This window comes from Dialister succinatiphilus YIT 11850, from assembly GCF_000242435.1.
In the GTDB taxonomy this organism is placed as follows: Bacteria; Bacillota; Negativicutes; order Veillonellales; family Dialisteraceae; genus Dialister; species Dialister succinatiphilus.
Window position 1 is genome coordinate 576,067 of record NZ_JH591187.1, and the last position, 19,408, is coordinate 595,474.

General features: G+C 46.7%; 10 protein-coding genes and 1 tRNA gene. All 11 read left to right on the top strand.

Annotation, left to right across the window (positions count from 1 at the left end):
* Positions 1 to 1,841 precede the first annotated feature (1,841 nt).
* The 11 genes from HMPREF9453_RS02425 to HMPREF9453_RS02480 all read left to right on the top strand — a co-directional run bounded on the left by HMPREF9453_RS02425 (position 1,842) and on the right by HMPREF9453_RS02480 (position 18,821).
* Positions 1,842 to 3,458 (top strand): YadA-like family protein, encoded by a 1,617-nt coding sequence (locus HMPREF9453_RS02425; RefSeq protein ID WP_008858979.1) that lies wholly within the window; start codon positions 1,842 to 1,844, stop codon positions 3,456 to 3,458.
* A gap of 987 nt (positions 3,459 to 4,445) precedes the next feature.
* Positions 4,446 to 7,022 (top strand): ESPR-type extended signal peptide-containing protein, encoded by a 2,577-nt coding sequence (locus tag HMPREF9453_RS11005; protein ID WP_008858980.1) that lies wholly within the window; start codon positions 4,446 to 4,448, stop codon positions 7,020 to 7,022.
* A 497-nt stretch (positions 7,023 to 7,519) separates the two neighbouring features.
* The gene (locus HMPREF9453_RS11010; RefSeq protein WP_008858981.1) at positions 7,520 to 14,128 is read left to right on the top strand and encodes a YadA-like family protein; all 6,609 of its coding nucleotides are present in this window, start codon (positions 7,520 to 7,522) and stop codon (positions 14,126 to 14,128) included.
* A 23-nt stretch (positions 14,129 to 14,151) separates the two neighbouring features.
* Entirely contained in the window at positions 14,152 to 14,379 is a 228-nt protein-coding gene (locus HMPREF9453_RS02445) for a helix-turn-helix domain-containing protein (RefSeq protein ID WP_232217306.1), read from the top strand.
* Positions 14,380 to 14,621: 242 nt separating this feature from the next.
* A complete protein-coding gene (locus HMPREF9453_RS02450; protein ID WP_008858983.1) occupies positions 14,622 to 14,876 on the top strand; it encodes a hypothetical protein in 255 nt (84 codons plus the stop codon).
* 50 nt (positions 14,877 to 14,926) lie between these two features.
* Positions 14,927 to 15,781, top strand: coding sequence for a MerR family transcriptional regulator (locus HMPREF9453_RS11015; protein WP_008858984.1), 855 nt, complete (start codon positions 14,927 to 14,929; stop codon positions 15,779 to 15,781).
* Positions 15,782 to 16,107: 326 nt separating this feature from the next.
* Positions 16,108 to 16,662, top strand: a complete 555-nt coding sequence (gene lepB / locus HMPREF9453_RS02460; RefSeq protein WP_008858985.1) for a signal peptidase I — start codon at positions 16,108 to 16,110, stop codon at positions 16,660 to 16,662.
* 210 nt (positions 16,663 to 16,872) lie between these two features.
* Positions 16,873 to 16,949 (top strand) — tRNA-Pro (locus tag HMPREF9453_RS02465).
* Positions 16,950 to 17,009: 60 nt separating this feature from the next.
* The gene (gene htpX, locus HMPREF9453_RS02470; RefSeq protein WP_008858986.1) at positions 17,010 to 17,873 is read left to right on the top strand and encodes a zinc metalloprotease HtpX; all 864 of its coding nucleotides are present in this window, start codon (positions 17,010 to 17,012) and stop codon (positions 17,871 to 17,873) included.
* A 23-nt stretch (positions 17,874 to 17,896) separates the two neighbouring features.
* Positions 17,897 to 18,307 carry a nucleoside-diphosphate kinase gene (gene ndk / locus HMPREF9453_RS02475; RefSeq protein WP_187368047.1) on the top strand — a complete coding sequence of 137 codons (411 nt, stop codon included), beginning with the start codon at positions 17,897 to 17,899 and terminating at the stop codon, positions 18,305 to 18,307.
* Positions 18,308 to 18,317: 10 nt separating this feature from the next.
* The gene (locus HMPREF9453_RS02480) at positions 18,318 to 18,821 is read left to right on the top strand and encodes a cob(I)yrinic acid a,c-diamide adenosyltransferase (protein WP_008858988.1); all 504 of its coding nucleotides are present in this window, start codon (positions 18,318 to 18,320) and stop codon (positions 18,819 to 18,821) included.
* Positions 18,822 to 19,408 lie beyond the last annotated feature (587 nt).

Sequence of the window (19,408 nt, forward strand, 5' to 3'; positions counted from 1 at the left end):
GGATGTGAAAGACCTGCAGAATGGAAAGAAGTCATCCATAAATTCCCAAGATGGCCATAGGGGATGCAAGTATGGAAGGAAGGCGTCCATGGGTTAACCTCTTTTACCCCCCTCCCTGATCAGGTAAAAAGAAAACGCAGAGAAATCCGTAACTTCCTCATCTATCACGGCAGAAATGACGGGAGACTCATGCCTGGCTCGCGCCGTCGTGTCATAACACAGCAGCGGCCGTAGACCATGCAGACACCGAACTCATTGGGCATAGGGGATGGGAGGGCACCGGGTTTCTTTGTGGTGAAAAGGGGCTGTGAAAAAAATGATTTACATTTTTCACAGCCCTCCTTTTGTATACATAAATTTCCATGGAAATTGGCTAAATGACAGTCTGCTTCCTGCCTCTACGTCATTTCGAGCGATGCTGCATGTGGTTATGAATGATAATGCCTTTCGTTCTATTGAGGCTCTGAACTCCGAAATCTCCCGCCGCAATGAGGTTTATACTATCGTGGAATGAGATTTCTCCACTCCGCTTCCGACCGTCGAAATGACAGTGAGGTGGAGTGGCAACGGTGTCATTTCTGTATTTTTTCACAGCCCCTTTTTGTTTTTATGAAGGCTCTAACACTACGGCACGTGCCGAACTGTCATTTCGAGTGCAGCCGGTCAGCCGCCAATAGGAAAGCCTCTTATTGGGCAGGCTATAGGCCAACTTCGGCTGACTTGGAGGTCCTATGCAGGATCTCCACAGAGCCCCGAAATCTCCTACCGCTATGCTCCCCGCTCTATTGGCCTCATATCATAGAACGTAACGCAGGCTCCTTCCTTTGGAAGGAGTTGGGCGGAGCCTTGAGTATAGGTCCAAGAAATTTTCTGAATTTTTTTCTTCCAGGGGGTAAAAAAATCGAACCTCAAACGATATTAATAATAGAGGGATGAAAAGACCTCATGAGATGATGAATCCCATTTCCTAAATGCCTTTTTCCACATCCGCGGTAGAGAAGAGGGCAGGGGAGAGGGGAGACATCAGGGAATTCCACTTTTCATCCTTCCGCTTCTGAAAGCCCGGGAAAACAGAAGAAAGCAGAAAAACAAAAGACAGAAAAGCAATAAGGAAGAGCGATCGCAGGACTTTCCTCTCTCTGATGTGCGTATCCTGCATAGGATACGCAAGTCGGGAAAAGTTGGCCCTTAGTCTGCACATAAAAGGGCTTTCCTTTTAATTTCCCGACCGTCCAAGTATCGAGCAGCACCCATGCGAATGGGAGGGCCAAGGCGCAGACGCCTGATTCATTGGTTGAACTTACCTGGATACTCCCCCTGATAGGCTTTTCTGCTTTTTGCGTGGCTGGATTCGAGACATCATCACTTTGAAACGTTTTATAACCATAGAATTCTCACTTGCGGGAGCGGATTTCTTCTATTCGCTCCCTTTTTTCATTGCCTGTTATGGATAAAAAATTCCTGAGAAAATTATGGGATTTCGTGGGGCTGGTTTATAGAATAATACGATTCGTTTTTTACCAATAATACTGCACAGCTGTTTAATCACAAAATAGATGACGTAAATACAGAAAAATATCAAGAACAAAGGAAAGAATATGAGGTATTTATATAGTTAATTTGAAATATATGATGAAATGATATAGATGATGTACTGAAATAACGGAATTTTACCATATTCATGTATTATCAGATTTTTGTTTATATTCCTGTATGCAATTTGACCTTCCTGTAACATTACGTCCTATTCTAAGAAAAAATGAATCTAATCTTGGCTTCAGGCTCTATGTGTTTCTTGAAATTTTCAGAATGCATTTGATTTATCTTCAATGGAGGAAATCATGAAAAAGAGGACGTATCTAGCCATCATCGCATTGCTTTCTCTAATGTACGGACAGGCCATGGTTTTTGCCGCAAATAATACGACTGGCAGCGCTGGTATTGTTATCAAGGGCGATAATAACACCGTTTCCAGTTCAAATTCCATCACCCTTGGCAATGAAATCAGTTCTCTTGGTGGGGCGAATGTTGCCATTGGATACAAGAGCAAGGCAGGAAATCAGGAACATCCGCTGGGCCCGAACCAAGCGAACGGTGCAACGGCAGTTGGCACCGGGGCCCAGGCAACTAACTACAGGGCAACGGCCCTTGGCGATTATACAGTTGCTTCCGGGAAAGATTCTCTTGGATTGGGAACTACTGCCAAGGCGACTGGTGAACGTTCTTTAGCAGCAGGGCTTTCATCACAGGCATCCGGAGTGAATGCTATAGCCATTGGGGATGGAGCGAAATCTACTAGTAATGACACTGTGGCCATTGGTGAAAAAGCCGATGCGTCGGACAGCCAGGCCATTGCCATTGGCAGCGCTTCTTCCGCTTCCGGAAAATACAGCGTGGCCATTGGGCTGAATGCAAAAGTACGCAAGAATGATAATTGGTCTGTTGCCCTGGGAAACAGTTCGGAAACTGCAGAAGCTGTTTCAACTGCAAGTATGACAGTAGGAGGAAAAACGTATCGAACCGCCGGTGGAGTGGCAAAGGGTACGGTAAGTATAGGAAATAACAACATCAAGCGCACGATTACAAATGTTGCAGCAGGCCGTGTGCTTGATACTTCCACCGATGCAGTGAACGGCAGTCAGCTGTATGCAACGAATCAGAGCGTTGCCTCGAATACTGAAAACATTGCCTTGAATGCTAAAAATATTGCGAAAGGAATGAATTTTGCGGCAGATACAGGAAACCCCTATAATGCACAGCTGGGCGATACCATTTCCATCAAAGGTGACGGGAAAAACCTGTCCACTTCTATGGATAAAGGAACGATTACCGTACATATGTCAGATACGCCCGTGTTTAAGACAGTGACAGCAGATACGGTTGCCGGAAAAACCATAAAAGCCGGTGATACCGTTACCATCAGCAAAGAGGGAGCTGATTTTGGCGGGACAAAGATTACCCATTTAAAGAAAGGCGAAATTTCTCCCACATCCACCGATGCAGTGAATGGAAGTCAGCTGTATGGCACAGAAGTCCGTATCAATCAGCTGGGCGATCGCATCAACAAGGTGGGCGCCGGCGCCGCCGCTCTGGCTGCCCTTCATCCGCTTGACTTCGACCCGGAAGATAAATGGAACTTCGCCGTGGGCTATGGCAATTACCGCAATGCCAACAGCACAGCCGTCGGTGCATTCTACCGTCCGAATGATGACACTATGCTCAGCGTCGCAACTAACTTCGGCAATGGCGAGAACATGATTAATGCCGGCGTCAGCTTCAAACTCGGCGGGTCGGGCAAGTCCCCAGCCCGCCTGGCCTCCCTGCAGGAAATCAAAGAACTGCGAGAAGTCGTCGCCCGTCAGGACGACCAGCTCAAAAAGCAGGACAAAGAAATCAGGGAACTCAAAACCCTGGTCCATCAGCTCCTTGCCGCACAGGGAAATAAGACAGCTGATTGATAACCTATCCATCAGCAGATTAACTTAGCTGCAATTTGTATCGTTCTTACAAGGCTGCTGAGGTGGGGCCTTTCTGGAGACGCCATGCGGACGTGAGGATGGTGGGGCGACTTAAAAAATAATGGGCGCCCTCTTATGATAAACCCTGGAAGCCGCCCTTGCGGGCGAGGGGAAAGCCACTGGAGGCGGCTAATCCATCGCAATGATTAGCGGGACTTAATCAGAAAAAGGTAAATCCCGTAACGTAGGCTCCTTCCCCAGGTGGCAATCCTGCATAGGATTATCAAGTCGGGCGAAGTAAGGCGCCTGGCCTGCCCATAAGGGCGCTTTCCTTTTGTCGCCCGACCGTCAGCAGCTGGGCGAAGCCCTGAGGATAGGTCCGAATAAATAGCAGGTACATAAAGATTCACATTATGGGGGCCTTGGCTTTTCAAAGAAAGGCCTGCTATTTTCCATCGCCTTCGTGCCTTTAAAACATCTTATCTCCATAGCATTCCCACATAAGGAAGCGGAATTCCTCTATCCACTTCCATTTTTTTGCTCATATATGAAATAAAAACTATGTAAAAAACCTTATGACACTTTGAAATTATGATTCATGAAATAATACGTTTTGCTATTTAACCATATTAATACAGGAATGTTTAAACATAAAATCAACGGCACATATATGGAAAAAAGCAGCAGAAGTGACGAAAAGTCATAATCTATTTCTATAGAATAACTGAGGAAACATGAGAAAGTGGCATAAACAATACACTGGAATGACGGAAATCAGCTATAATTATGAATCCGCTCTCTCTTATTCTTATTTCCATATGTAAATTTCTTATTTCCATATGTAAATTGACCTTCCTCTTACATCATGCCCTATTCTTAAAAATACAAATCTAATTTTTGCTTTTGGTTCTATGCATCTCTTAGTATTCTCGGATTACATAGATTTACGGTCCGTTGTAATAGAGCGTTTTTGGAGGGAGAATTGAAATGAATCGAATCTACAAAGTCATTTACAGCAAAGCACGGCAGTGCGCCATGGTCGTGTCTGAGCTTGCAAAAAGCAGCCATAAAAAAAGCCAGAAAGAAGCCGGCCACGCCAGTACACCGGCCCTGGCCCGCATCATCGCCACAGTCCTCGCCGCTGGTGCTTTGACCTGGGGAATCGCGCCGGGAGTCAGCTGGGCGGCACCGGGTAATGACCAGAGTGCTGTTGTTTTTGATGACAAGGGTTCTTTGATGAGCACTGATGCGACAATTGATCATAATCATGAAGACGGTTTTGGAATCACAAATGTATCTAAAGGGATGGCTTTGGGGCATAATGCTTATGTTTTTAACCAAGGTGGCAGAAAGGCCAATGCAATGTTATTCGGTAGTCCTACTTATACCAGCGGTATTGCCATTGGTGAAAATGCATATGCTTTGGAAGATTCTATTGATTTAGGCAATAAAATCTATAAAGGTGCAATGGGTGATGTATTAGATCTTTCTAAATACGATGCGCAGACATCTTCGGGAACTGGTCGATTATTAATTGGCAACAACTCGTATAGCTCTGGTACACTTTCTACGTTAATTGGCAATCATTCTATTATGACTACGAATTACTTAAATGGTAGTGGGAACGCAATGCAGAATGCGGGGGCTGTTTCTATTGGTGCTTTAAACAGTATCGAATCTTATAGCTCGGAAAGCAGTATGTCTGGGGTTGCTAATAGTATTATCGGTTTAGCAAATAAAACTACTAATGCAAATGGTGCTTTGATTTTAGGTGCTGGTAACGAAATCAAGAATTCAATCACAGATATTACGGTGAGTGGATCAGCAAGTACAGATGTAGCAACTGCATCTCAAGATATTCGCGATAGTATGGCCGATGGATATGCTGGCGGTGCTACTTTGATTATTGGCGGCGGTAATAAAACGGATTATACACAAAGCAGCCAGATTATTGGTGTAGGCAGCAGCATTACCGGGACGAAGGAAAATCCTGCACAGTTCAATATGCTCAATGGTGTTCAGAGCCATATCAGTAATTCCTCTAGTGTTTATGCGATTGGCTACCAGAATACCATTGGAAATTCAAACAAATCCATTGTGGTTGGTGATTACCACAAGCTGGATGGTGGCAATAATAACGTCATCATCGGTTCGATGGATTCTGTGAAAAAAACAGAAAAAATTGAAAAGCATTTTTGGGGATACACTTGGACAGAAGAAGTAACAACTGAAACACCAGTAGAACACGCAGCTGATCTTGCCGATGCCGTCATGATTGGCCATAATGCGGATGTACTGAAAAATGGCGGCGTAGCTCTGGGCAGTGGTTCTATAGCCGATACCAAAGCCGAAGTATTTGGCTGGGACCCTAAAACGAAAATTGCAAGTACTATTGATAAGAAAGATTGGAAATCTTCCTGGGCGGCTGTGTCTGTCGGTGATAGCACTCACACCCGCCAGATTACCAATCTGGCTGCCGGGTTGAATGATACCGATGCGGTGAACGTGGCCCAGCTGAAAGCAGCTATGGAGAATGCGGCACCGAAAATTGACTTCGTCGCCGGTGATGGTATCCAGATTGAAAAGGATTCCACTGGCACCAAGTACACTATCAAGGCCAACATTACAGGCGGCAAGACGGATACAGATACAACTAAGGTGATAACAAAAGAAGAAGGAAGCAGCTCCGGCACCGGTTCTTCCGTCACTTCCGGCAGTGGAAAAGCGCTGGAAATCACGACGGAAACAAATCCTATTTCCTTTGCTGCCGATGAGGGAACTGCTGCAAAAGTCAAACCTTCTGAAACATTGGGAATCCTTGGCGATGAGACCAATATTTCCACAAAGGTGGATGGTTCCAGTATTACTGTAAGCCTCAAGAAGGATATTACCGTAGACAGTGTGAAAGCGGGGAACACTACGGTAAACAATGAAGGTGTTACCATTGCCGGCGGGCCGTCCATGACTGTTAATGGCATCAATGCAGGCGGAAAGAAAATTACCAACGTAGCAGATGGTACTGACGCTTCTGATGCGGTGAACTATGGGCAGCTGCAGAATGTAGAAAATCAGGTGACTTCCAATACCCAGAATATCAACTACCTGAACGGCAGAGTAGGGGAACTGGGCGATCGCATCAACAAGGTGGGCGCCGGCGCCGCCGCTCTGGCTGCCCTGCATCCGTTGGATTATGATCCGGAGGATAAATGGGACTTCGCTGCCGGCGTAGGCAATTACCGTAATGCCACCGCTGCTGCTGTGGGACTCTTCTATCGTCCTAACGAAAGGACCATGTTTAACCTGGGATGGACCATGGGTGATAACCGTAACATGGTAAATGGTGGGTTCTCTTTGAAATTTGGAAAGAGCAATAAGTATATCAAGTATTCTAAAGCGGAAATGGCATCTGTCATTGACAAGCAGAGCAGGGAAATTGCCGAGTTGAAGGCCAGGGATGTGCAGAATGCAAAGGATAAAGCTGAAATGAAAGCGGACAATGCAGAAATGAAAGCAGAAATCGAAGCACTCAAAAAACAAGTGGAGGCTCTGGCTGCAAAGAAGTAATCTGACATCCAAAAAATAACGAAAAAATAGCAGATGGTATGCTCCTTTCGGAGCAGGCAGGTGAAACAAAAAATCTGTCTGCTCGGAAGGGAGTATACCGTCTTTTTTATGGCTATAGAAGAAATGAAAAGGAGAAATTTTACATTCATTCAATCAATCGAATCATGAAATAATACGTTTTGTTATTAAGCCTTTTGTTATACACGAATGTTTATTCATTAAATAGGTGAAGTTTATCAAGGGAGGGATTTAAAATCTGAAAAGGCTTATGAGCTGATAGTATGAATTGTTGGTGCAATATGAGGTAATAGTATAGATGATATATTGTATCAACAATAATTTGACGTAAATTTACCGTATTTATTAGTTTAGGATTCTTATTCATATTTTGATAGTCAATTTGACCTTACTGTGACAGCAGGCCCTATTCTAAGGAAAATGAATCTAATCTACACATTAGATTCGAAGTCTTTTTAGAATACAGGAGGCAGGGTCACATGAACAAAATCTATAAGGTCATGTACAGTAAAGTGAAGCAATGCTGTGTTGTTGTTTCCGAAATCGCCAAGAGTCATAGTCATAACGGGGAGAGCAGCGGTGTGAAGAAGCATGCTGCTTTGACGGCTGCTGTATTGATTGCACTGGGAAGTCTTTCCTTTACAACTGCATTTGTGCCTATGACGGCAGAAGCTGCTGTTAAAACCAGGACAGACGGTTCTAACTTTGTTGGCGTAGAGCGTACTGATGATGGGCTTGATGAAGGCAAATTTGAGAATTCTGGTGGTAAAGGAGCGAATGGTGCAGACTCCATTACGATTGGCCTGAAAGCTCAAGCTGGAGCAGGAACGATAACAATCGGTGATCGAAGGGCAAGTGCTTCTATGGGAAGTGTCTATGTAGGCCAGGGCGATATTGCTAACCCGAAAGTTGATACCGGTGGTTGGGCCACATCGATTGGGTATAACTCCGATGCTACTGGATATGGCTCTATTGCTTTAGGCTCCAATGCAGTAGCTAAAAATTCTTATGCAAAAGATTCGAAAGGCGAAAGCCTGGTCTACCAGCAGACTGTTGTCGAAAATGGAAAACAAAAAGTACGCTTGGTTACAAAGCCAGATATCCAGCGCGCATCCGTCGCCATTGGTTATGGTGCCAGCGCCGATAATGGCAATATCGCCATTGGTTCTTATTCCGATGCTTCTACGGACCTTCGTACGGTCGAAGATGATTCCGCAAAAGCATATTTGACAGGAAACACAGCTGATTCCTATGTATCTGTCGGTAAAACAGGTGCCCTGCGGCGCATTTCCAACGTCGCCGACGGTGCCAGCGTCTCTGATGTTGCTACGGTTGGTCAGTTGCAGGCTTTGTCTAAGGAACTCGGTGGGTACAAGCCAGGTTTCGGCATCCAAATTGATCCTGATAGCACAGACAAGACAAAGAATACCATCAGCCTGAACCGCAACCTGGGCAGGGATGCAGATAATAAAGATAAAGCCGTTCTTAAAGCTGATGAAAACAAGAGTGCTTTGGTTATTGGTGGTCGTGTTAATCCCGGCGATGCCACAGGTGGACAAACGGCTGAAAAGGATTATGGTGCTTTAGGCCAGGATTCTGTCACGGTTGGTGGTGCAGATAATACCGTTAGAGAAAATGGTGATGCAGCTGTCGTTGTCGGTGGGGTATCCAATACAGCATCTGCACAGTACTCTACGGTGATAGGTGGTTCCGCAAACGATGCTCTGGGCAATCAGTCCTCTGTATTTGGCGGTCATGATAACGATGCTCATGGTACGTATTCAACAGCAAGTGGTGGCAGTATGAATAGAGCCTATGGCGCAGCTGCTTCTGTTTTCGGCGGTGGGGTGAATAGTGCCCTTGGAGATTCCTCTGTAGCTGTTGGCGGCTTGCAGAGCACAGTAAATGGAACTTTTGCCGTCGGTATTGCTGGTGGCTCTACAAATGCTGATTATGCACTGGCAGCAGGTAATGGTGCAAATGTAACTGTGGAAAATGGTACGGCCATCGGCTATCAGGCTACAACTGATGAAGCAGGCACAATTGCATTTGGTCATGATGCTGGAGATGCATATTATTCGTCTACGACTTGGCCACAAAAAGCGACGAAACAAAATGGAAAATATTATGATGCTAACAATAAGGAAATCAGTAAAGCTAGATACGATGCTTTGAAAAATTCTGATGGTACATGGAATGATTACAGCAAGACCCCGACAGTTGTAGAAAAAACGTATGATAAAGCTGCTTACAACCGCCTCGTCAAAGTCGCCGATGGTATTGATGACCACGACGTCGTTGTCATGGAACAGTTGAAACAGTACGCTGAAAAAGATGCATCAAATCTTGGCAACAACATCGAGGTCTATAAGACAGATAAAAATGGCAACGTGCAGCTTGATGAAAATAAAAAGCCTGTCAAGGATGAAGCCGCCACGACAACGGCTCAGCAGAAGAGCAAAGATGACTGGGGCAAGGCTCTTGGTGCAGAACCGTTTACTACAGGTACAGATACTACTGTCACAAATGCTTCTACTTCCGACCAGCTGGTAACGGGCAAGACGCTGTACAACTATGATGCGCCGGTTGCAGAAACTGGCAAGAAATTGAATTATGTGTCGGCAAACAATACGACTGGCCAGAACCTGAGTGCTCTCGATGCACAGGTCAAATCCAATGCTGACACGCTGAATGATAAGACTCATAACATCAAGTACTATTCGGTATCTGATAATGCACCTATGCTTGGATTTGACAGCTATAGCAATGCAGGTAATGACGGTGCTAAAGGCAAGGGCAGCCTGGCCGCAGGTTTTGTTACGCATGCAGACGGCATCGCTTCGACCGTTGTCGGCTCGTACTCTGGCGTCATGAATACGGGCACTGCTTTGGGACCTTGGGGACTTGATTATCGTGGGGCTACTGCTGTTTCTTTGGGTACTGTCAACGTTAACAACAATACAGATACAAGCAAGCTTTACAGCGGTGTAGCTAACAGCATTGTCGGCCAGGCAAATATGACGACTGACTCCAATGCAGCTATTATCGTCGGTGCAGGCAACACCGTTACGAATTCCTACCGTCCCATTGATACGGATAAAGCTTTGGCTATCTTAGGAAGTGTATCCGATTCGACCGATCCGACAAAACTCAGTAAGGCTATGCAGGATGCCGTCAAGGAAAGCGGCGGACAGGTCATGGTCATGGGCGGCGGCAATAACGTCGAAAGTGCCTATATGAGCCAGGTTGTCGGTGTCGGAAATACCGTCAAAGGTAATCAGGTGAAGAACGATAAGGGCGAATGGGTTACTGATACTTCCACTGATACTTCCACTGATACTTCCAATACTGCCATTCAGGATTATGATCCTAAAAAGTCTTCGCAGTACAACTACGTCGATGGCTTCAACAATGAGGTCATTAACGGCAAGCATGATTATGTCATCGGTGCCAACAATAAACTTTCCGGCGACAGCTATGATGACAAAGAGGCCAAAAAGTATTCTAATGAGTCCAATATTGTCTTTGGCGACAACCATACTCTGACAAATACGAAAAACGCCGTTATTATTGGCTCGTCTGATACTCAAATGCTCTTGGACAAAGGTGATAACGCAACTGCCATTGGCCATAATGCCAGCGCACAGAGAGATGCATTGGCTGTAGGCGTTAATACCGAGGCTCGTGGCAATGCAGTAGCATTAGGTACGAGTACAACAGCGCATAATAACAGTATTGCTATTGGTACAAAGGCTACAGCCGTTTCCAGTCAGAACTTAGCTATTGGTTGGGAAGCGCATATTGGTAATATCCAAAAAGACGATGAAAAGATTAAGAACGCCGTAGCTTTAGGTTCCGATAGCCAGGTAAAAGTTAAAGATCTTCTGGAAAGCGATAATGACCGTGGTGTCCTTTCCATCGGTGATGATAATAAGGAACGCCGTATCATCCATGTCAGAGCCGGTGTCAATGATACAGACGCAGTCAACGTAAGCCAGCTGGAATCTGTTCAGTCCGATTTGACAGTCAAGGGACTGAAATTCGCAGCTAACTCTGGCGATAAATACACGGCTGAGTTGGGCAGCACGGTGACGATTCAGGGCACTAAGAAGACAGAGGGCCATGAATACACGGCTGATAACCTGACCACGGAGATCGATGAAAAAGGCAACATCACAATCCTCATGGACAAGGATATGTCCGTGGAAAAGCTGGCTGTAAACGGCAAGAATGGCAAAGATGGTGCTCCCGGTACTCCCGGCAGCATCGGCATCAGTGGCCAGGACGGCCAGTCCAGTGTTGGTATTGACGGCAAAGACGGTATCTCCATCAAAGGCAGAGATGGCAAAGATGGTGTGACCATGAAAGCTGTCGATGGTGAAAATGGTACAGAAGGCCATATCGGCCTGACAGGCCCTGCTGGCACCAATGGCATAAATGGTGCAGATGGAAAGCCGGGAACTTCCATTGATATCACCGTCAAGAATGGTTATGATGGAAAAGCTGGAACAGATGGCAAGGATGGTGTCAAAGGTGAAAAAGGCGTCGATGGTACAAGCCTGACACGTATCGTCTACAAAGATGGTGCTGGCGAACATCAGGTAGCTACTATGGAAGACGGCTTGAAATTTGCCGGCGACGATGGCCAGACCAGTGCTGATAAAGTCATTGCCAAGAAACTGAATAACACTGTCGATATCATCGGTGGCGCCGACAGCACGAAACTGACCGCCAACAACATCGGCGTGAACAATGTGGATGGCAAGCTGAAAATCCAGCTGGCCAAGAATCTTGCAGGCATTACATCCATTGCCAACCAGACAACAACTGGCAAAGGTGATGCCCAGACTACTACTGGTGCAAAGATTGACCTGAAGGACGATGGCAGTATCAGTGTCAATAGCGGTAAGATTACTGATGTTAAGAGCGGCCTTACTGCAACTGACGGAACCTATGCAGATACAGATAAGAACAATGCCGCCAACATTGGTGACGTCCACAGCATGATTGAAAAAGAAGCTGGCAATACGGATGACAAGCTGGCGCTGAAGGCAAATGTGGCTGCTGACAATATCGGTACCCATATCACTGATACAACAGCACAGAAGACAAATCTGGATAATTGGGGCGAAGCCATTGGTACGGGCAAGATTGCTGATCCGGACGCCTCGGATAAAGAAACGAACGGCAGCAAGCAGCTGGTCACCGGCGGCACGGTGTACAATGAAGTACGGCCGTCCAAAGATGGGAAATATGTGAAGATTGCCCAGACCACCGGCGCAAACCTGATTGCACTGGATGATCAGGTGAAGCAGAACGCTCAGAATATTTCCGATAACACCTATGCCCAGGGCGACGGCATCCTCATGGATAAGACGAAGAAGACCATTTCCGTCAACAAAGGTGACGGACTGAAATTCACCGAGGACCATAAGCTGGCCGTCTATACCGGCAATGGCCTGAAAATCGACAATGGGGCTGTAGCCATCAAGACTTCTGACAGCAACCTGAAGGTGGACTCCAACGGCATCGGCCTGAGCGACAAGATTACCATTGGTTCGGACAAGACCAAACAGGTCACCATTGACGGGACGAAAGGTGAAATTTCCGGCCTGACCAACACGACCTGGGATTCGAAAGCCGATTACTCCCAATCCACGAAGGCCGCAACCGAAAGCCAGGTGGACGCGGCTGTGAAGGATGCTGTCAAGCAGGCCGGGGAGAACGATATCCATGTAGCAGCTGGTTCCTATGCAGTAAATGATCAGAATCAGGTTTCCATGAATCTTGTTGATAAGAATAACGATACAAAAGGTACCGTTATCATTACCGACGTAGCCAAGTCCAGCGAAATGGGCGATGTTTCCAAGCTGGCTGACGGTGTGAAGAACGCTGGTGGCAAAACGACTACGGTGGTGGATGCCATCAACAACGTGAATACCAGTATGAATACCAAGATTGGCGACCAGAACTACAGCAATACCAGCGGCACCAACAAATATGTGAGCGATGGTGACAGCATCACCAGTGCCATCGGCAAGCTGGATGGCGCGGTGCAACAGGCAACCACGGCGGCCGGTCAGCATTCCACCGTTTCTGCAGGTAGCAACATCACGGTAACGCCGGCGAAACAGACGGATGGGCATACTGATTACCAGGTGGCCCTGAACAAAGATATTATCGTAGACAGCGTGACTGCTACGACTGCGACTACGGATACCCTGACTGTGAACAACAGCGCCACCATCGGCGGTGTGACCATTGCCAATAAGACCATCAGCGGTCTGGACGATACCAAGATAGAAAAAGATTCCCCGAATGCTACCAATGCGGTGAATGAACGTACGATTTATAACGAACTTCGTCCGACGTCCGATGGCTCGTACATCAAGCAGACCAACACCACGGCCCAGAACCTGACGTCCCTCGATACCCAGGTCAGGGCAACCCACGACCTCATCAACAGCGACGGCAAGACCATCAAGATTGGCGGTTCCGACGCTGCGACGAAGATTGATGTCAATGGCAAGGATGGCAAGGGCCGCGTGATCACGGGTGTTGTCAGCGATGCTAACGACCCCACCAGCGCTGCTAATGTTGGCTATGTGAACGGCGTCACCGCTGCCAATACCCAGCAGATTTACCGGGATATGAACAATGCTTACGGCAGGCTCAACAATAATATCAATAAGGCTGCAGCTGGAAGCAACGCTTTGGCCGCTCTCCATCCGCTGGACTATGATCCCGACGACAAGGCCGACTTTGCTGTAGGCTATGGCCATTACCGCAATGCCAATGCCGCCGCTGTAGGTGCCTTCTATCATCCTAATGAAAATACTATGGTGAACGTAGGCGTTTCCATGGGTAACGGAGATCCCGGCTTCAATGCAGGCGTTTCCTTCAAGGTAGGACGCGGCGGCGCAGGACGCGAGGCCATGTCCAAGACAGAAATGGCAAAAGTCATCAACAGTCAGTCTAAGGAAATCGATGCCCTGAAGAAGGACAATGCAGACAAGGATAAACGTATCGATGCTCTTGAGCAGAAAATGGCGGAAATCCTGGCTAAGCTGGATAAAAACGGAAAATAGAGCAATCGATGGAAAAGGATGTGATGCCTATGAAAAATGCTGATGCTGTTTGGCCAGAGCGGCTGAAATTCCTTCGAAAATCCAATAATCTGTCACAGACCGATGTGGCCGGTGTGCTTCACTGCAGCCAGGCTGCCTATGGTATGTATGAGCTGGGCAAGAGAAAAATATCGGCAGATAAGCTGCTGATACTGGCACAGTATTACCATGTGTCCGTTGATTATCTGGTAGGACTTCGGGACGAAGTGTGATTAAAAAAAGCAGTGCAGATTCATGATCTGCACTGCTTTTTTATTATGGTTGAAGGATTTAGTGCATATGGTAGAAACATCATTATTTTCTGAATTTGTCGAAAAATCATTCTACTAATAAAGTAAATATCTTGTTAAAAACAGAAAGAATTAATCTTTTAATCCAAATCGTTTATTGACCTTTATGCTAATGATGGTTTATGATAAATATAATAAGTAAGTAAAGTATGGGAGGTTTATAAATGCTTTATCAAAATCCGGAAATGGGTCCCATAGCTCCTGTGTACGTTTCCAGTGGACAATTAGAGGAAATGTACCCCGGGGGGGAAAAAAAAACTGTCAGAAAACATTTTGATTTATCTGGAGAATTCTGTTTCAAAATGAGTCATATCTCCATGGTTTTATGGAAATATATGTACGCTCTGCATCCTTTGAAAATAGGTTTCCAGCAGGAAGGCGGGGTATTCATTTCTTTTAGAAGGATTGCAATGAGCTGACAAGACCAGCTTTGAGGTGTTTATGACAGCATTGCTGCTTGGAGGGAATCTTGAAAAATAACAGACTGTTAATCGGGCAGATGGCCAAACTGAATCACACTACTCTTGCTACACTTCGTCATTATGACAAAGTGGGTATCCTTTCTCCTGTTTATGTAAATCCGGAAACGGGATATCGCTATTATGATGTTCAGCAGTGTCTGGTATTTCATATGATACAGCATCATAAAGCACTCAATATGAGCTTGAAAGAGATAAAAGAAATATTGAGACGGAATGACTATGATTTTCTCGAACAGATATACAAAAAGAAGCTAGATGAGGTGAATCAGGCGCTGGCTGAATTTGAATTTCGGAAAGAGGAGCTGGAGCGGATGATGAAAGGGGCTGACCATTTCTGCCATCGCCCGCCCAATGGATTCATTCAGATGGGCTTTATTACAGCCGAATATGTATATGAAAAAAAGGCAGTTAGAAATTATGTGCTTGAAGATATAGGCAGTGTGATTTATGATGCATCCTCCATTGAAGGACAGTTGATTAAGAGTGGATTTACAGAGGGATATCTGAATTTTCCATTTGTCACACTGAGTCTTGATGATATCAAACATCAGCGGTACCGGACAGAAAAACTGGGAATCATTGTACAGGGAAAAAATAGAAAAATCGCTGGAGTAAAACAGCTGCCCAGCAGTACAAGCGTTTTTGTTTACTTCGAAGACTTCAGCAAGCTTTGCATATATACGGAACAGATTATCGCTTTCTGCCATGCCCATAATTATACCCCTGCCGGCGATATGATATGCCGTCTTATGGGAGTCCTGCACCTGGATGATTTCAAGAAGACTACAGAAGTTTTCCGCCTGTCCATACCGGTGGAGGCCGGAAATATCATTCAAGTCTGAGGGACGTTAATGGCAGGAGGAAGGATAGAGGCAAAGGTCCTTCCTGCATGAGGGTTTCTAAAGGAAATCACTGAAAAGGACTGTGAAAAAATGGAAATCATTTCTTCGCAGTCTTTTTTACATGAAAATTTTCTGATGGCAAGATGCCTGCCATGCATCATCTTGAGCAGGGAAATAGGAAGAAAGGGGCATTCCGTGGACTCACGGTTTTTTCATCAGCAGGTCCCGGGGATTTTATAGGAAAAACTGGCGGAAAGAGGAGTGATGTTGTACAATGAAACATGCGCAGAGGGATTTTACATTTTCAGATAGATGAAGGAGAGTTTATGCACGAAGTTTTAGATTGGGTCTATTCTATTGTGGTGGCCCTGTTTCTGGCCATGCTGATTCACATTTTTTTGTTTGTACCCACCAAGGTGTCCGGTGAATCCATGTATCCTACCCTCACCAACGGGGAATATCTCATTGTTTCGAAAATCAGTCATGTCCTTAGAGAAATGCCGAATTACGGAGATATCGTCATTATCGACAGCCGGACCCACAGGGAGCGTTCCTGGATGGATGATCTGGATGAACCGATGAAGAATTATATTGCCATTTTCGACAAATCTTCCCAGGGTCATAATGTATGGGTTAAACGGGTCATCGGCAAAGGCGGCGATAAGCTGGAGTTCAAGAACGGCCATGTCTATCGCAATGGCAGCGAGCTGGATGAGCCTTATATCAATGAACCTATGGAATTTTCCATGGATGGCTCCTATACGGTTCCCGAGGGCATGGTGTTTGTGATGGGGGACAACCGCAACCACAGCTCCGACAGCCGGTTTATCGGCCCTGTGCCGGTGGACCATGTGCTGGGCAAAGTGGTATTTCAATTCTGATCAAAAGCTTCCTGAGAAATCGGGAAGCTTTTTTTGCGCGCTCACAGGACCCATAATGCCACTCCAACCCTGGGGCCGAAGGCCCATCCATCTTAAAAACCTTCCCTTTGAACCCTATGGACCCTCATTTTCTTATTTTCCAAATAGAAATGTAAAATTTCTCTTGACAAATCTCTCTTCATTGTGTATCCTATTATTTGTAACCGATGTCGGGACGTAGCTCAGTTTGGTAGAGCGCTACCTTGGGGTGGTAGAGGTCGCATGTTCGAATCATGTCGTTCCGACCACTTTTTTTATTTCAACATATTCATAAATTTCTATTTATTGCGTAAAGTGAGGTCTTTTCTTTGAACAGAGTCAAATCGGTGATGCTGCTGACACTGCTCAGCGTGATTCTCATGGCAATCGGCGGTGTCGTGGGCGGCAGGAGTGGTGCTTTCACCATGCTTCTTATTTCATTCGCCATGAATTTCTATACTTACTGGAATTGCGATAAAATGGCGCTTCGCGCCTATAATGCCCAGCCTTTGTCGGAGTCCGATGTGCCGGAGCTGTACCAGCTGGTGCGGGAGCTGACGGAGAAGGCCCATATGCCCATGCCCAGGCTCTATGTGATTCCTACGGATGTGCCCAATGCTTTTGCTACGGGCCGGAATGAAAATCATGCGGCTGTAGCTGTGACAGAAGGGATTCTTTCCATGCTGGACCGGGATGAGCTGGCAGGAGTTTTAAGTCATGAGTTGTCACATATCCGTCATCGTGATACACTGATAATGACGCTGGCTGCATCTATTGCTACAGCCATCAGCTACATTGCCAATATTGCCCAGTGGGCTGCCATTTTCGGCGGCGGCCGGGACGAGGAGGGGAGAAGTGCAAACCCCATCGCTCTTCTGGTGACCATCGTGGTGGCTCCGCTGGCGGCGACTCTGATCCAGCTAGCTTTGTCAAGGTCCCGGGAATTCATGGCTGACGCTTCGGGCGCTGAGATTTCCGGTAAACCTCTGGCGCTGGCCAATGCGCTTCTGAAGCTGGATGCCTATGCCCATCATAAGGTAATGGCTGATGCAAAACCGGCTACCAGCGGGCTTTTCATTATTAACCCGCTGGCCGGTGTCGGCGGAATGGCAAATCTGTTTTCAACGCATCCTTCTACGGAGGAGCGGGTGGAAAAGCTGCGTGAGATCGCAGCACAAATGCATTCTTATTAAGGAGGGTCATATTTATGGCTGACATTCAGAAAACTCTTGTACTTGTAAAACCGGACGGCGTGAAGAAACACATCTGCGGCGAAGTGATTTCCCGTTTCGAAAGAAAGGGTCTTTCCATTCACGCAATCAAAATGATTAATGTTCCTGTAGAACTGGCGGAAGAACATTATGCTGAACATAAGGGCAAAGGCTTCTTCAAGGCTCTCATCGATTTCATCACTTCCGGTCCTGTACTGGCTATGGTTATCGAAGGTGAAAATGCAGTAGCAGCAGTTCGCCAGATCAACGGCGCTACCAACCCGCTGGAAGCTGTACCCGGCTCCATCCGCGGCGATTTCGCTACTTCCATCGATGAAAACGTAGTTCACGCTTCCGATGCTCCGGAAACAGCAGCAAGAGAAATTGCTCTCTGGTTCCCTGAATTGAAGAAATAAGGTGATTGTCATGGCAAAGGTATATACACGTACAGGTGATAAGGGACAGACCAGCCTCTATACCAATCAGAGGGTATCGAAAGGCAGTCTTCGCGTTGAAGCTTATGGTACAGTGGACGAAGCGGACTCCGTTCTGGGAATGGCCCGCGCTTTTGCGGCTCATGACAATGTGAAGGAAACGATTTACAAGCTCCAGAAGGAACTGTGGCTTCTGATGGCTGATGTGGCCAGCCTGGACCAGGAACCGAACATTACGCCGGAACATGTGACCAACCTGGAACACATCATCGACCAGTATACTGAATCCCTGGCACCTCTGGACCATTTCCTGGTGCCCGGAGCTACAAAGGGTTCCAGTTTCCTGGATGTGGCCAGATCCGTGGTACGCCGCGCTGAAAGATGTATGTGGCGTCTGGCAGAAGCAGAAGATGTACATGATGTGGATATCCGCTATCTGAACCGTCTCTCTGACCTCTGCTTCACTCTGGCCCGCTATGAAGCGGAAGTGAAATAATCGATTCCTGATTTGGAAGGAGATATTCATGGCGTTGAATACCTCCTTCTTTTATTTTATAATTTTATGGAAAGGACACACGAAGACGTCATTATGGACAAGCCCTGTCTGGCTTGAGGGTTGACGGCCCGATGGGCCGAGGGTGGCTGGTGGCTGGGGAGCCACGCCTCCCACTCGTCATCCTGAGTGAAACGAAGGAACGTCGGTCGACCAATTGAAAGGAAGGCCCTTTTATGGGCAGGCTCCTTCCTGCCTCCCACCGTCATCCGGGGTCGGTCAGCCGACAATAGGAAGGCCCTTTTATGGGCAGGCTAAGGGCCAACTTTGGCCGACTCGCGCATTCTATGCAGAATACGCGCAGTAAGAATAGTAAGTGAGAGGAGTGCCGGTAAATACCAGTCGGCGGGAAGTGTGCTTTCCTGTATTCCCACAGGGGCCTGCGCCTTATGGACAAGCCCTGTCGGGCTTGAGGGTTCAGGTGCCTTTCGGCGCCCCACTTGGAGGTCCTATGCAGGACCTCCACAGGGGCACTATAACCCGTGCTTACTGTAGGGCGAGGAAATGCACCCCTTTTGGTGGCTGGCGCC